The sequence below is a fragment of the Gimesia algae genome, assembly GCF_007746795.1.
GTDB lineage: Bacteria > Planctomycetota > Planctomycetia > Planctomycetales > Planctomycetaceae > Gimesia > Gimesia algae.
The window spans coordinates 6,825,029-6,840,655 of sequence record NZ_CP036343.1 but is presented as its reverse complement, the minus strand read 5'-3'; the positions used below and the strand labels follow the sequence as shown (position 1 = coordinate 6,840,655).

14 protein-coding genes and 2 pseudogenes are annotated in these 15,627 nt (G+C 47.0%); 9 read left to right on the top strand and 7 right to left on the bottom strand.

Annotation, left to right across the window (positions count from 1 at the left end; genetic code table 11):
• Window positions 1–4 precede the first annotated feature (4 nt).
• Complete coding sequence (locus Pan161_RS25780; protein WP_197995530.1) at window positions 5–3,076, top strand: WD40 repeat domain-containing protein; 3,072 nt, start codon at window positions 5–7, stop codon at window positions 3,074–3,076.
• A 578-nt stretch (window positions 3,077–3,654) separates the two neighbouring features.
• Here Pan161_RS25780 and Pan161_RS25775 read toward each other — a convergent pair.
• Window positions 3,655–4,452, bottom strand: a complete 798-nt coding sequence (locus Pan161_RS25775) for an acetolactate decarboxylase (RefSeq protein WP_145231626.1) — start codon at window positions 4,450–4,452, stop codon at window positions 3,655–3,657.
• Window positions 4,453–5,208: 756 nt separating this feature from the next.
• Between Pan161_RS25775 and Pan161_RS25770 the strand changes: the two genes are divergently transcribed.
• From Pan161_RS25770 to Pan161_RS30750, 5 genes are all read left to right on the top strand, one after another.
• Window positions 5,209–6,432: an IS4 family transposase gene (locus Pan161_RS25770; protein WP_145231625.1), complete on the top strand. Its 1,224-nt coding sequence runs from the start codon at window positions 5,209–5,211 to the stop codon at window positions 6,430–6,432.
• Window positions 6,433–6,629: 197 nt separating this feature from the next.
• The gene (locus Pan161_RS25765; RefSeq protein ID WP_145231624.1) at window positions 6,630–7,574 is read left to right on the top strand and encodes a DUF1559 domain-containing protein; all 945 of its coding nucleotides are present in this window, start codon (window positions 6,630–6,632) and stop codon (window positions 7,572–7,574) included.
• A gap of 73 nt (window positions 7,575–7,647) precedes the next feature.
• Window positions 7,648–7,968 carry an ArsR/SmtB family transcription factor gene (locus Pan161_RS25760; protein WP_145231623.1) on the top strand — a complete coding sequence of 107 codons (321 nt, stop codon included), beginning with the start codon at window positions 7,648–7,650 and terminating at the stop codon, window positions 7,966–7,968.
• Window positions 7,969–8,113: 145 nt separating this feature from the next.
• On the top strand, window positions 8,114–8,302 hold the full coding sequence (locus tag Pan161_RS25755) for a hypothetical protein (RefSeq protein ID WP_145231622.1): 189 nt from the start codon (window positions 8,114–8,116) through the stop codon (window positions 8,300–8,302).
• Window positions 8,303–8,435: 133 nt separating this feature from the next.
• Entirely contained in the window at window positions 8,436–8,585 is a 150-nt protein-coding gene (locus tag Pan161_RS30750; RefSeq protein ID WP_197995529.1) for a hypothetical protein, read from the top strand.
• A gap of 790 nt (window positions 8,586–9,375) precedes the next feature.
• Here Pan161_RS30750 and Pan161_RS25750 read toward each other — a convergent pair.
• From Pan161_RS25750 to Pan161_RS31485, 3 genes and pseudogenes are all read right to left on the bottom strand, one after another.
• Entirely contained in the window at window positions 9,376–9,903 is a 528-nt protein-coding gene (locus Pan161_RS25750; protein ID WP_145231621.1) for a Crp/Fnr family transcriptional regulator, read from the bottom strand.
• Between the two features lie 133 nt (window positions 9,904–10,036).
• Window positions 10,037–10,201 carry a porin gene (locus Pan161_RS31490; protein ID WP_390620759.1) on the bottom strand — a complete coding sequence of 55 codons (165 nt, stop codon included), beginning with the start codon at window positions 10,199–10,201 and terminating at the stop codon, window positions 10,037–10,039.
• A 76-nt stretch (window positions 10,202–10,277) separates the two neighbouring features.
• Window positions 10,278–11,192 (bottom strand): annotated as a pseudogene (locus Pan161_RS31485) (OprO/OprP family phosphate-selective porin); the annotation flags it as partial.
• 805 nt (window positions 11,193–11,997) lie between these two features.
• Between Pan161_RS31485 and Pan161_RS25740 the strand changes: the two are divergent.
• From Pan161_RS25740 to Pan161_RS30745, 3 genes and pseudogenes are all read left to right on the top strand, one after another.
• Window positions 11,998–12,597, top strand: a pseudogene (locus Pan161_RS25740) (integrase core domain-containing protein); the annotation flags it as partial.
• Window positions 12,598–12,609: 12 nt separating this feature from the next.
• The gene (locus Pan161_RS25735) at window positions 12,610–13,464 is read left to right on the top strand and encodes an IS3 family transposase (RefSeq protein WP_315851553.1); all 855 of its coding nucleotides are present in this window, start codon (window positions 12,610–12,612) and stop codon (window positions 13,462–13,464) included.
• Window positions 13,465–13,525: 61 nt separating this feature from the next.
• Entirely contained in the window at window positions 13,526–13,822 is a 297-nt protein-coding gene (locus Pan161_RS30745) for a rhodanese-like domain-containing protein (RefSeq protein ID WP_197995527.1), read from the top strand.
• A gap of 195 nt (window positions 13,823–14,017) precedes the next feature.
• On the opposite strand, the gene Pan161_RS25725 is transcribed toward Pan161_RS30745, so the two are convergent.
• The 3 genes from Pan161_RS25725 to Pan161_RS25715 form a co-directional block, all read right to left on the bottom strand.
• Window positions 14,018–14,290, bottom strand: a complete 273-nt coding sequence (locus Pan161_RS25725; protein ID WP_145231618.1) for a BON domain-containing protein — start codon at window positions 14,288–14,290, stop codon at window positions 14,018–14,020.
• Between the two features lie 107 nt (window positions 14,291–14,397).
• The gene (locus tag Pan161_RS25720; RefSeq protein ID WP_145231617.1) at window positions 14,398–14,886 is read right to left on the bottom strand and encodes an Hsp20/alpha crystallin family protein; all 489 of its coding nucleotides are present in this window, start codon (window positions 14,884–14,886) and stop codon (window positions 14,398–14,400) included.
• Between the two features lie 317 nt (window positions 14,887–15,203).
• The gene (locus Pan161_RS25715) at window positions 15,204–15,419 is read right to left on the bottom strand and encodes a carbon storage regulator (protein WP_145231616.1); all 216 of its coding nucleotides are present in this window, start codon (window positions 15,417–15,419) and stop codon (window positions 15,204–15,206) included.
• Window positions 15,420–15,627: the final 208 nt, after the last annotated feature.

The window sequence follows — 15,627 nt, the reverse complement described above, 5'->3', positions numbered from 1 at the left end:
CTATTTGAGCAACCCAAAAGTGTTTCTGTCCCTGATCCTCGGTCTGTTAACCCTGCAGGGATGTAACCGCACAGACAGTAACACAGCCACGCCTGCTCACGAGTCGAAGGTGGCTGTCAGTTCCAGTAAGGAACAGCCTCAAACGGTGGCGGTTTCCAGCACCCCGGCCACTGTTTCCGAGACGGTAGTAGACGCTCCTGCAACTCCATTAGAAAACAAAGTGCCGTCGTCCCCACCGGTTGCTGTTGATCAGACTGATACTTCCCCCAGGATCGGTCCCGGCTACTTTGGTGGGAAGCAGGATGCTGTTGTTTATTCTACTCCAAGTATCGAAAAACTCAGTGTGTCACCGGATGGACGATATACTGCCGTCAGTCGTCACATCAATGCCGAGGGATCATTGTTGCAAATTTGGGATCTGCAGTCTGGACAGGTGGTCAAAGAGTGCCACGAACCATTGGGAGTGACGTCCGTAGCGTTTTCGCCTGACAGTCAGGTTCTGGCTTATGGAGCCAGGGACCGAACTGTGGTACTGCAGCCGATACCTGAGGGACCAGCCAGACGCTGGGAGCGGCACCGATTGTCAATCGGGGGACTCGACTTCTCGCCCGATGGGAAAAAATTAGCCAGTTTAGGTCACGACAATCGACTCTTCATCTGGGATGTCGAAACCGGAAAGTTAATTTCCCAGGCCATTGATGGAGAGGACCGCTTTGCCTCTGAAGTCAAATTTGTCGCGCCGGATCGACTTTGGACGCTGGGAACGGACGACAAACTCCGCTGGTATCATTTCAAAAACAATGCACTCGTTTTCAAGAATGAAGTCAAGCTGCCGGAAAATACGTGGGTTCAGGCGGCTGACGACGACAGTCTCTTTGGTCTGTTCCCGGATCTCAGCCTGCATGTCATCGCGGCTTCCACGGGAAAAGATTTGATGCCTCCCCCATTTCAGCCGACCCTTACTGAAAGTAAAACACTGAAGCCCTCGCAAAGAATGACCACCGTTGCCGTCGCTTCGCGGTCACAGAATTTTGCTTATGCGACAGCGAATGGGACACTTACGTTCGGGAATCAAACGAAACCTGCACAAACAGAAAAAGTGAAACTTGACACCCCTGTGGCTGCGCTTGCGACCGATCAGGAGGGACGGTTCTGGGTTGCCGCAACAGAGACGGGGGATTTACTGGTGATCACCCGCGATCAATTGTTTGCGCCCCGGTGGTTAGAAAAACAGGAAATCGACGGCCCCCTGGTTGCACCGAAATTCAGTTCAGACGACAAGACACTTGTCTCAGTGAAAGGCCCCGACAACATCATCAGAACGGACATCGAAACCGGCCTGGTGCAACAACAAATTACCTTCCCTGAATCGAAGGCGATGAACGACAAGAACTATATGACCACAGTTGTGGCTGATCCTGACCAGATTTACTGTGGAACATATACTGGCAAAGTTGAGGTATGGGATTTGAAGAAATCCACTTTGACAGCTAGCATTCCGGTATCCAGATCTGGATCTGCAATCACATCGCTGTCACTGGCACCAGATGGAAAACAGTTACTGGCAGGCGACGCAGTCGGGACTGCAGTCTGGGTCAATCTGGGGAACGATTCTCCACCGGTTTCTCGACAAGCGCATAAAGGCCGGGTCAGAGCGGCGGCGTACTCACCTGATGGACGCTGGGCTGCCACAGCTGGCGAGGGTGGCATTGTTGTGATCTGGGATGTCGCCCAACAATCCAAACGCTCGACTCTGAATGGTCATGACGGTTTAGTCCAGGCATTGGCTTTCAGCCCGGACAGTCACTTGCTGGTCAGCGGTGATCGACAGGGAGAACTCAGGCTCTGGGATACACAGACAGGTAAACTGGTCTGGAAAGAGTCGTTGCGCTCCGCTCAGCTTCAATCACAGGATCATCCCGTAATGGCTGAGATGATAAGGTGGCAGGACACCTTCCCGGACGAGGGGATTACATCGCTTGCATTCAATGCGGATCAGCGTGTTCTAGCAGTCGGTACCGTCACCGGATATGTTCAGACCTTTGATCTTATCAATTTCCGTGAATTGTCCATGGTCTTCACAGGAGGACCGGTCAGCGACTTAAAGTTTGCCGATGACAGTTCGTCATTGCTGGTTTCGATCGTTCCAGGCGAAGTTATAAAATGCTGGCAATCCCCGAAACCGCCTCGCATGCTATCAGGCCACGAAGGCTATGTCCGGTTTGCGGCGCTTGATGAATCGGGACTGCGAGCTGTGACCGGCGGTCATGACAAACAGCTCTGCATCTGGGATGTCAACAACGGAAAGTTAATTCAATCACTTGATAACGAAGAGGTAATTTCAGCGGGTGCCCTTTCACCGAATGGATTGAATGCCGTCACGGTTGGTTTCGGGAGCGGGGTGTTCTTCTGGGATTTAGATCAGATGAAGCGACTCGACAAACGATATGGCCATAAAGGTCGCATCTGGGCGCTCGCTTTTGCGCCTGATGGAAATCAAGTCGCGTCGGGATCTGAAGATCAGACCGTCAGGGTCTGGGACTTTGCGACGCGGAAAACACGACTCACAATACCCCATGACAGCGCTGTCCGCTTTGTTAAATATTCTCCTGATGGTAAGCAGCTGTTGACCAGCACAATCAATGAGCGTGGCTGGAAGTTCCCTGGACGTTTCCAGCTCTGGGACTCCAGCAATGGGAAATTGATTGTGGAGTTTAAGGGACATCGAACCAGTGTCAATGGTGCCGTATTCAGCGAAGATGGAACGGAAATTACTTCGTGCGGTGCAGACAGCCAGGTCTGCAGGTGGAATGCTTCCACCGGAAAGCAGTTGAGCAATTTAACGCGTCGGAATGGTTTGTCTCATATAGATTTCATTCCGGGTAGCCCGTTTCTGGTCATGCTCCGTTTCAGCAATGGGGTATTCATTGATGAGGCCGGTTCACTGAAGCGTCTGTCGGAATTCAATGTTCCGACGCGTTCGATTGGAGATCTCAATGTCTCGTCCAAAAGCAACCGGATCATCGCTGGCACACAAGAGGGACGAGTCTTCGTATGGAGTATCGGCGGAGAATAAGCCATACCGTCGTTTCGCCTTTCAGCATACACAGGCCAAAACTCAGGGGGAAGTCCCTATGAACCTTGCTGTTTGGGAGCGATGTTTTTACTGGCCCTGTTACTGCGAGTGACCCCAACTCAGAAGTTTCTGAGCAAGGCCAAAAACGGGACAAAAGGGGAGCACAAAAAAAACAATGGCTCGCAAACCACTTATTTACAAGAGGTTACGAGCCATTGTTCATTGGATGCGGAGAGAGGGGGATTCTCTGACCGCTGAATTGTTGCCGGGCTACCTATGTGTATGAGACTATAATAATAGACTTATTCTGCCACCTGTCAAGAACTAGTATCAGCAGTTAATCCTTTATAGGCAAAAATAAATGCCACAAAAGTGCCACAAATATTTTGAGCAACTCGGTTGTTAAGTCAAATGAGTCCCCTCGGCTGCCGGAGGCATAGTTTTCTGTTTGTCTGCTTCTGCTCCGCTCCAGCAGACAAACAGAAAAGTCATTCTGGACCATTAAAAGGATGCGAATATGCCCACCAAACGTCATTCATCCGAACAGATTCGACATCACAGAGCTTCGATCAATCCTTCTATTTCGCTACTTCCTCCGGCAGCATCAGAGTCACACCTGGTTGTAACGTGACTTGCTCAACATGGCCAGTCCGCATCTCACCACTCCGATCATCTTTATAGAGTAAGTGCAAGTGGGTTGATGTCGCGGGGTGTGTGATATCACCCACAGAATCCTTAGCGAAGACTCCAACAAGCTTTCCTGTGATTTTTATGAGATCCGCTTCGTAAGGTCGCTTTCTCTCAGGGAGATCCTCTTTTTGCATTCGGGCTCGTATCGGACAAGCCCCGTTGATCACATGAGCACGGACATTTTGGAAATCACCCTGAATGACGAACATAAACGGTTCATTAGTATTGAGACCTATTTTCTTCGCTGTCTGTTCAATCAGTGAATCTAAATCGTCAGACTTAACGGTCGTAGTAACGGAATGCTCAGTCCAAGACTCGACATAAGCTCCCACAAGTAATGCGGCTTGCGTTTTCTGGGAAAGTGTTTCCGAACTGAGAGCACCATCAGAATTCACCTTCGTGAGAATGACTTTTCCATCAAAAACGGTCGCTTCACCAGCGAGAGATTCCAGTGCTGCAACTCCATAAAAATGTGGCTTCGCGGTCAGGTCAGAAAACTTGACACGGCCTTGATGTTTTTGCTTGCCGATCACTTCATGCATCTTGCCGTATTGAACTAAGCCCGTTTTTTTTGTCTCTCCGGCGATCGTACTTTTGAGACTACCGATCATCGCAACGAAAAGCCCGAAAAGAAGTATAAGTGCTAGTCGACACATTTCATAATCTCCCAAAATTTGTTGAATCACAATATGATTAAATCATTAAGTATTACAAAATCAATGAAGTAGAAATTACCTCCCCCCAGTGTTAGTAACACTCACATCACCGCTTCTGAATTACACCTTGTTGTTATGCATCACGTTACAGAACCCGTACTCCTTAGAAAACCGGATATTAGCCTCATCTTCAATAGGGAAATCCCCTAGGTATCTTCTTGCTATTCAAGAACCTCTCCGGTATTTACTTACTCTCAGAAAGCGGTTATGTCGAAAAGTGTTTTGAGATCAAGAATGCCGTTTGGAAATCACATGTAGAAAAGAGCTGTATTTCATGTCCGATACACATACCCGCTGTTGGTGTTCAGGCAGTCGTCAGGTATGACGAAACGCGGCATGATATAAATATTCTTGGGAACGTTTCCCTCTGTAAAAAAACACGCGCACCGTTTGGAAAGTCTTGTAAATGCGAATTATTAGCCAGCTTCTGCTGGATCTCACTTGCGCAAACCTGAGATATCCGTTCATATCAACAGGCAAATTGTTTCTGTCAAACAGATGCTTGACTCTGGTCTCTTTTACGTATATTATTCTGACAATCGTCAGAATGTTGTATATAAACCCGCTACTGACATCTGACCCGCCCCAAAAGTGTTCGGCACGGTTTATGCTATCTTTTTAATTGTGTCGCGAACAGGTTTATTTTGTCGGTTTTGTGATGTTCGTGGTTTGTAAATTGGTCAAATTGCACGCAGGAAGGCGCGTTGACTGTTAGAGGCATCCGTTATGCCACGTGCGAAACGCGCTGAAATCGAAGAGCAGGATATCACCGGGCTGAAATACTTCCGTCAGCTCGACAGCTTGCTGCAAACACTGCATGATGTCGGATGTGAACGTGACCGGGCAGGTAATCGTAGTCTGCACATGGACCAGTATTGCACGTTGATTCTGCTTTATCTGTTCAATCCCATCGTGACTTCCCTGCGCGGTTTACAGCAGGCCAGCGAATTAAAGAAGGTCCAGAAAAAACTAAAGTGCCCAAGGGCATCCCTGGGCTCGCTCTCTGAATCGGTGGCCGTCTTCGATTCAGAACGGCTCAAACCAATCATCGCAGCGCTAGGCGAAAAGCTGGCTCCGATTGCCAAAGACAGCCGGCTCCAGGATATTAAACACACGCTGACATTGGTTGACGGTACAGTCATCACCGCATTACCTCGAATCGCAATGGCCTCCTTTCGGGATTCCCAGTCTGGCGACACAGGTACGTTGAAATGGACTCTACATACGCACTTCGAAGTAGACCGTCATGTTCCCACGCGGATTGACGTCACACCAACAGGAGGCGGAGAATACGATGAGCGAGCCGTAATGGAGCGCGCTGTTGAATCAGATCGCACTTATGTCATGGATCGTGGTTATGCGAAATTCGAACTGTTTAACCGCATCGTTGATGCGGGTAGCAGTTACGTCTGCCGAATTCGCAACAACAGTGTTTATGATGTGGTCTCTCAACGAGAACTCAGCGAGGCAGACAGGGCCGCTCGTGTATTAAGCGACGAAAACATTCAACTGGGATCGGCTCAGAAGAAATTAAAACCCAACCATCCGCTGCGACTGATTCAAATCGAGATGGCTCCCCACCAGAAACGAACTCGTTACGGCGGAAAGAAAACTGGTCCTTCCTGCGATGGCGTGCTACGTCTTGTGACCAATCTCACGGATGTTCCCGCGGAAATCATCGCTCTGTTATACCGGTATCGCTGGACGATTGAAATCTTTTTTCGCTTCTTCAAGCACATGCTGGGCTGTCGTCATCTGCTGAGCCATTCACAGAATGGGATAGAAATTCAAACCTACTGCGCAATCATCGCCAGCATGCTGATCAGTCTGTGGACCGGGCGTAAGCCCACACTACGAACGTATGAAATGATCTGCTGGTACTTCACCGGTATGTGTGACGAAGAAGAACTGTTGTCACACATCTCCAAACTGAAAAAACAGATCGACTGAACGCGGGCCGCTGGCATGTCTCGTTTGCTTTCCTTAACGCTGCGCCGGTTTTCGCAAGCTTCAAACACTCGCATCTCATCTCCGCAACTTCTACAATAACTCAAAGTCTTTCGCTGTTGTTTTGCACGGCCAAAGCAACCCTTGTGCCGAACAGTATTGGACCCGCCCCCTTTTTTTCTCTGATGGATTTATTTTCGATGCAACAAATGGCTTTACATAAAAGACATGTACGTGGTTTTACCCTGATTGAGCTCCTTGTAGTGATTGCCATCATTGCGATTTTGATTGCATTACTACTTCCTGCAGTTCAGCAAGCGCGGGAAGCCGCCCGGCGTAGTCAGTGCAAAAATAATATGAAACAACTCGGGTTGGCGCTGCACAACTATGAAAGTGCTCATACTGTATTTCCTCCCAGTAGCACTAGCGGACTCGGAAAAGGTGTCTGGGATTATCCTGGTACCGGCCCTAATGATCCTGACGTCCGCCTGCATAGCTTTGCCAGCTTGCTTCTGCCGTATCTGGAAGCAGCAAATCTCTATAATACAATCAATTTCAATGTCTCTGCTCTGGATCCGGTCAATCAGGGTGCTGCATCTGAGCTACTTGAATATTACAAGTGTCCGAGCTATGCAGGGCTTGCTTTCAGCGACGATCCACTTTATGTCACGACCGTTGGCTTCAATCAATTTGCTATCAGGAATTATGTTGCTCTGGGGGCGAGGACTGTCATCGGGTTATCTGGTTCTATTCCCGCCGATGGTGTGATGTACGCCGGGTCGAAAACAAGGTTTCGTGACATTACGGATGGAACCACGAATACCATCTTGCTGGCTGAAACACGAGAGGAAAAAGCGGCAGTCTGGATTGATGGATCTGCGGCTGCTGTCGCGGCTCGATGGTTAGATCTCACACCCCCAGCATATGCGGGAGCCTCAGTCTCGATCAATCACCAGCCTTACTTTCCTGGAGGCGTCTTTCCCGGTTCGATTGGCCAGAACTGGGGGCCATCCAGTTTTCATGTCGGAGGTGCGCATCATCTCCTCGCTGATGGCTCAGTTCATTTTCTGTCAGAAAATATGTCTGTCGATGTGTATGATAGTTTGACGACACGTAATGGTGGTGAGGTCGTGGGAGAGTTTTAAGCTGAATTCTCTGGGCTATAAAAAATGTAAAGTATGTTAAATTCGTCAGAGAATATTATCAGGAACTTTAAGGATGAAATATTTGGATGCCGATACGTTCCAAGCTGACTATTGTGCAGAACGACTGAAGGCTCTGGGGGAGCCTTTAAGATTACGAATCGTAAATCTACTTCGTTCAGGCGAATTCACTGTGTCCGATATTGCTGAGTTTCTGGAGACAGAGGTTGTCACCGTTTCACACCATTTACAGATCCTGAAGAACTCGAAAATCGTGTCGCCGCGGCGTGAAGGCCGCTATATCTATTATCGTCTGCACTCCGAATTGTTCCAGAACTGTAACGAATCAAACCACTATCTCGACTTGGGCTGCTGTCGAATTGAAATGGCCGAGTGATTCTGTATTGATTTGAGCCATTCCAGCACCAAGCGGTGCTGTTTGTCATGACATTCCCAACATTTAGGCGCGAGTTCTCGTCTCCCAAGTCGTAAAAGATTGATGATCCCTTCCCACAGTTGTCCTGATTTTCAAGAATCAGGCTATGTCCAAAAGCACACGTAAGCAACGCAGCTATGATCATCGGCTAAAAGAACTTGTTCGATCTACCGGCAATATCGATGTCGCAATTCAACGTGGTGTCCCTCGATCTACAGCCCGAGGTTGGCTGACGAAAACCATGTCTGACGTGATCACCATAGACGTCTTAGATATGAGTCTGGAAAAACTGTAACGTAAGGCGATCTCGCTACGACGTCGCAATGCCCGACTTATCGCTTTGCTGCGTCTGATCACCACCATCATGAAAGTGACTCGCTTCACGTTGTCACAAATTCGGCTTCCGCAAGAAGCCCAAAAAACTTCGAGTGTTGCAGGCCATCGAATATTCGCGAGAACATTTCCCACTGAAAACAGTGCTGCGTGTGATTGGTCTGTCACACGGCCGCTACCGAGAATGGAAGCGGGATAAATGTGGTCTGGATGACCTGCTCTGTCGAGCCGCCCCCGGAATTTGAGACGATCAAGCTCAATGAGATCCGCTGCGAGGAACATCTCGGTGGGCTGATCAAGTCCTACGAGCGGATTGCCGCGTAGATCAAATCGAGAAGCAAGCCATTTCTTCATGCTCAGCGTACGCGCGTTCGCTCCTAAAAGGTCACAACCAACAATCCTTCACGGCATACCTGCTCCGACTCACGTCAGTTTTTTCACCAGGTTTTGTTGTCAAAGATCAATTGGCCGTTGAACTTAACCGGTGACAGTCTTTTTGTACCCGACGAGTCCGCTCATTCATTAATGATATAGATTAATTTTAATTCAACCATCACAGAAAAAATCGAAAAATATCAAGCAACGAACAGACTAAAGTTATTGTCGATTTGATTGTGGATTACTAACAGCAGCTACGTATTTGAAATACAAACCATTACCACATATTTGGAATCGGGCCGTGAGCGAGATACGGCCAAGGTGATTACTTAATAATGGGACTCAAGAGATTTAGTGGGGAAACGTTACTAATACCTTCGATTAAAATTGCACAATGTTTGCTAAATCGTGGGAAAAGTGTCCGTCGTACAGCGGGATTTGTGAGTGTTTCAGTTACGCCCTTCCCGTATCCATTAGAGCGGGTGGATAACGGCGGGCACTTTTCTTTCATTACAGAAAGATTTAATCGAAGTGCGAATATTTTTTGAGACTAAAAATCTTCGCACTCGTATTCTTCTATCCTATGTTTATACATGGGTATTACATCACAATATGAACTCAACTGGCTCTTGAAATCTACATATCGACCTGAGATTATCACGTGCATTCGGGGGTGATGTGCATCAGCTGACAAAACTCCTGCCACTCACTTTGGTGGGCGATTCTTGCTTCGACCACTGTACGGCAGATTAATTCGTCCATACGATGTAAACGCCTGGCGAGAATTGAGGCAGCATTACAAGTTAGCTGGTGTGCGAGCTCCACATTGTTCGAAGCGAGAGTATCAAAATCTTCACGCAGAAGTTGAGCAACTTTCACGTCTGTTTTGGTAAGTACGGATACTCGATGTGCTGCAGGCACGAAGAATGACAATTCACCAAAGATACTTGAAGGACTGAGTTGAGCCAATTCGATTTCTACTCCATCCTGTGTGATGCCAACAACCCTGCATTGCCCTGACAATACAACCCACAAGGCACGTTCTGAATGACCGGCCTGAAGAATTGTAGTCTCGGGTGTGAAGGTGCTAAATTGTAATAGGTCTGCAATCAACTGATAGTTTTGAGTGGAGCATCCTCGAAAAAGTTCGCACTGAGGCATGATAGACAAAACGGTTGTGTACATTGTGCAATGTCCTCGTCGGAAATAGTTAAATAACCTCTTACCAAACAAACTACATGTTGGTCAGAACACGTAATATTATCAAACAGGAGTGTATTGTTAATTCTTGCTGAATATATTGTTGAAAGTAAAGCTATTAGAAATCAACTTGTGCTCGAATCGCAAAAATATCTGCATTGCTGTCGTTGACAATAGGTCCATTTCTAGCTGGACTGCTTTGGAGGAATGCATGGATGTAATTGAATTGAAATTTGGTAAACTGGTTGAGATACCAATTTAATCCGAGAGTAAGGTCCGTCAGTTGCCCCCCCCTGAATGCTCTTGTTGTTCAGGTCAATATACGACCAACGGCCAGCAATTTCCCATGCTCCACATCCGCCATTTCTATTGTAGGGATCCAAAGGAACAACACGGCCAAAAACGCCTGCCTTGCGGTTATAGGCTCGTGATTCTCCCGTCAAAAAATAGCCGGCTTGCGCATATGCCCCGGAAAATGAGTTGTTTTGCCCATTTCGTTGTTGAACGACAGAATAGATTATTTCTGATTGGGTATAAAAAGAACCAACGGCGAAGGCCAATTCCCCACTAAACAGATTAAATTTTTGGGTCGGAATCAATCCTGTGTCCACAAAGGGAGGCACATTTGTGGGAACACCTATTGGGACAAGTGCTGCTCCCCCAGTCTCCGATACAAATATTTCTGGTTGATTCCGGTATCGGAGTAGGTTATTGGCCGGATTGCCGAAACTAAATCCTCCTCCAATGTGGAAGAGCCCGTCCCCATCACCATTATCGATTAACAATTTCGTCAGACGCGTGGCCAGACCATAGCCCCCACTGTCACCAACATTTCCTCCATAGGTATCTGTCGGAAAACGAAACCCAGAGAACGCCCAGGTCATTTGTTCATTCTCAGAGTGCCCAAAGGTCATAGCGCCAACCTGTCGGAACGGTGTAAAGGCAAACGGTAAAGCCCGTTCAAGAAACGTGAGTTCCTTCACACTGGTCAGTGCGTCCATTCCAAAGGGTTGTCGATATTGCCCGATTCTCACGGTATTATTTCCTATTGCCTCGCGCACCTCCAACCATACATCCATGAAGCTAGGTCGTCCTGGGAATGCAAAATCCATCTCAAGCATGTATCCGACGTTCTCCCAGGCATCTCCTGTTGCTGCTAGACGTGCACGCCGAAAGTCGGCACCATCTTGTACATCGCCGACTGCCTGGATGTTGCCGGAATCCTGATGAAACCAGACTGAGTCTGCTTGAAAAAAACCAGTCAGACGAGTCATAGGATATTTTTTACCGTTCGAAAGGTCATCGTTAAGAAGGGAAGGTAAATCTGAGTCGTATTCATCATCTTCAGACATGCTCGGCTCACTGATGTACTGATTCGTCATCGCCTGTTGAGCCTTCAATTCGTCAATCTGCATCTGTAGGGTCTGGAGTTGAGAATGAATTCCAGTTTCGCTTTGTTCCTCTGACGGCATTTGAGCCCAACCATCCGCCAGAAGAAAAGCCAAAAGACACAGCACGACTGGGAATCGAATTGAAAGATCTCGGATAGTAGTTGCTGGTTGACGTTTGTATTGCCAATTATATCTAGCGTTCATTACTCAGTTTTCCTCAAAACCCTTAACTATTTATTCTTTGAAGTAAAGCAACGATAGTGCCTTCAGCTTAGTTACAATGTTTCGCGTGTTACTTACCTCATGAGTTTGTGGGATAGGCAAGCCTTGTCCTATATATCGGTTAAGACATGCTGGCGGTGACAATTTAATTCTAAAATATCGGAAAATGGAATTTTGGCTAAAGAATTTGTAGTCCCTTCATGTAACAGCTAAGGGAAGGTCTGTAGTGATTTAGTGTGTGTTAGTAGTCACAGTCAGAAATACATTTTCCGTGACTTTGCGTAACGATTCCTGCGTGGTTTGATGTGCTTCAGAATTTTCTTCAGCGTTTTCCAATGAATTTTATTCAACTTGGCTTAGGCACCTCGCTTTCTGAGCTCTCCATATGAAACCCCTAATGGATCTTAAGTCCATTGCTTAATATTAATGATTTCATTACAGAGGCACTTTCAGTCCTTCCTGTCTCCAAAGCCGTTCTACTCGTTTGTGGTTCAATGATGGCTCGTGTATCCGGCTTCGCCCCTTGCATAAAGACCATGTCTGGACTTATGACTTTGTGCATTGTCGCACACACGATGGACGGGCCTTCCGAATGTTGACCATGCTAGATGAATTTACCAGAGAGTGCCTGACCATTGATGTTGAAAGGAGGCTCAACAGTGAAAACATATTGGAGCGTTTAAGTGACCTGTTTGTACGTCGCGGTGTTCCTGATCATATTCGAAGTGATAATGGTCCTGAATTCACAGCCAAAAAAGTTCGCAACTGGTTACAGAGAATCGAAGTGAAGACGCAGTTTATCGAGCCAGGCAGTCCCTGGGAGAATGGATACATTGAATCATTCAATGGAAAGCTAAGAGATGAATTGCTGAATGGAGAAGTCTTCGATACGTTATTGGAAGCGAAGGTTTTGATAGAACGTTGGCGGAAAGAATACAACACAATTCGACCACACAGTTCTCTGGGATACCGGGCCCCGGTACCGGAGGCAAAACTGTTCTGTTTGCCTGCTTCCGCTCCGCTCCAGCAGACAAACAGAACAGTCATTGATACAATCGAACACTAAGTCATGTAACTGGTGTCATACTTGGGGGCATGTCAGTCTGATCGTCGTCGAACAGTGGTGAAACGGCTGCAGCACGCTTATGAAATCAGTGAACGCCGAGCTTGTCGTGCTTTACGGTTTCCACGTGCCAGCCACCGTTACAAAAGCGTTCGAGACGAGCGGACCGAATTACGAATCCGGTTACGTGATCTGGCCAGTACTCGTGTGCATTACGGTTATCGGCGGTTACATATACTCCTTCTTCGTAAAGGATGGAAAGTGAACCACAAGCTGGTTTACCGACTTTATGTCGAAGAAGGCTTGCAAATGCGCCGAAAACGTCCACGACGGAATCGGAGTTGTCAGGTTCGAGTATCGCGACCGAAAGCCAGCCGCACCAATGAGAGTTGGAGCATGGACTTCATGGCCGATCAGCTGTTTGACGGGAAGCGATTCCGGCTGCTGACGTTAGTCGATAACTTTAGTCGTGAGAGTCTGGCCATTCAGGTCGGTACGCGGCTGACTGGCGATGATGTGGTAGCAGTTCTGGATCGCGTCAAAGAGGATCGAGGCTGTCCCCAGTCGATCCGTGTAGATAACGGCCCCGAGTTCATTTCAAAGAGTCTGGACTGGTGGGCTTACTTCAACAACGTGACTCTAGATTTCAGTCGGCTTGGAAAACCGACGGATAATGCATATATTGAATCGTTCAACGGGCGAGTTCGCCAGGAATGTTTAAACCAGCATTGGTTTTTAAGTCTGGCAGATGCTCAAGAACAAGTTGACCAGTGGCGGCTGGACTACAACGAAAACCGCCCACATAGCTCATTGGGAAATCAGACCCCAGTGGAGTTTGCGACAAAATCATGCCCGGCGCGCCGGGCATGATTACCTTGGATCTCTAACATTCCAACTGGTACAAGGTTGGGGGCAAGGTCAAAAACCTGAATTGTATATCAAACTCTGGATTCGGTTAAAGGGGGCATGTCAAGGTGATCAGTTTGAAGAACAAATTCTGAAAGAAATCCTCGACAAGAATCAAACCATCATTGTCTACAGCTTGAATTTTGAATGTAAAAATTCAGAGCAGGCAATGCAGTGTCTTTTGAAACTGGGTTACCAAAGTGTCTACGATTATGAGCCAGGCAAAGTCGATTGGAACGCTGCCCAGCTTCCAATCGAACATGGTCCCTCCGAATCGAATGCACCAGATAAACAACAAGGGTTTCTCTCTTTCGTTGAATAATCGATTTATGGCTCTGGTTACTGCATGTACTTTTTTCGCTTCAGATCATTCAAAGTATGCTGGCACACACCCAATGTTACGGGTGAAGACGAAATCTGGTGCGTTCCAGCATCCGACTTACTCAACCTTTAGGCCTAAAGTCTGACAATTTAAGAAACATTTTTTCGTAGCACACCTAAAAAAGTGTAGCCAAAATTAAAAATGGTTATTGTAACCGTCTTCAACAACCAAATTATTACTCACGAACTGGACTTCTTCTAATGACAGAACCTGAGTCTGGGCAACCTGCTTTAAGAAATAGGTAGGAACCTGCCCTTCGAGGCGCACGTCTCTTTGTTCTACTGCAACTCGAATTTGAGACAAGGCAGCATACCCCGATAATCGTAGAACCCGCCTGATCCGTGCGACGAGTTGATTATCCGGATTGGGAGCCAAAACGATTCTCGTTTCTTTTTGCAGTTCCACCATGCTCTCCTTAGTCTTTTATTTTTCATCCAATAACAGAGATAAAAGGGTGTACCACAGACGAACCTCTATGGTACACCACCTTTAATACAGCGACTTCCAGATATTCTTTAGAATTTGGGTTTCACAGTAATTTTGTGTGGCTTACTCAAATTAGACTTGGGTAAGAGAACCGTCAAAACCCCCTTGTCACATTCAGCCAAAACTTGATCGCTATCCACTTCACAAGGAAGTGTCATGGATCGAGAAAAACTACCGCTCGTTCGTTCTATCCGATGATAGGTTTTACTCTTTTCTTCTTTCTCTTCTTTCCGTTCTCCTGTGATCAACAGAGTATTTCCAGTGACTTCGACTTCAATCTCTTCAGGTTGAATACCAGGAACATCCATCCGAACTTCGATTTCATCATCGGTTTCCGACATATCGAGCAACGCATCAAAAGCTTGAGTTAGACTCCCATCACCGGAAAAACGACTCATTAAATTATCCATCTCATTACGAAGCACCCAAAATGGCGCCCGCCCCCCAAACGGACCAGACCTTGCTAATGATTGCTCTGGTCTTGTGGCTGTCCCTCTTACGGCTGGTGTAGTGGTCATTGTAATTCTCCTCCTTCAAACTAGTGTAAACCTTGAAGATACAACAAGCTGTTGAATCAACAACAATGACTCTTCGTTTATGCATTCTCTCCTAATCGACTTAGCCATACCGAGTCTCTTTTAAGTTTGATAGAGCGTTCCCATTAAATTCAGATACTTCGTAACAAACCTTGACTGAGTATAAATCAGAAAATCCGCTAAAAGCCAATGCAGGATTACCCTACTGCTAACCTCAGGAAACTCCCGATAAATCTAAGATTCTGCACACTGCTTACCTCTGGCATAAAACCAGAATCAATCCATCTGCAAGATACTACCTAAAGAGTTATCTGTTCCTGCTTGCCGAACTGCAGTGCCAGCAAAGTCTCAAGTTCATCTAAAGTTTCTATTGGAACCTCATTTCGACGAATCGGTATTTTGCGAGGACATTCTATTCCCAATTTCACTTTTCCTCCCCGTATCCTGGCTACCGTCAATACAATATCATCAGCAATCTGGATCTGTTCATTTTTTTTTCGTGTTAGAACAAGCATGGCTTTCTTTCCGTGATTTGAATGTACGCGACATCTGATTCTGACAACAAAAACGAGCTAAATATGCCAGTCGTTCCAATGTGACGCGATCGAAACAGGACACTCGATGCTGACCACCCAGATCCAAAAAATCTAGTTTGGCAGCCAGAATCACTCGTACCAATTCCTCGCGCGTCATCTGATGGATTTGTTCATTCGACAAATCGGC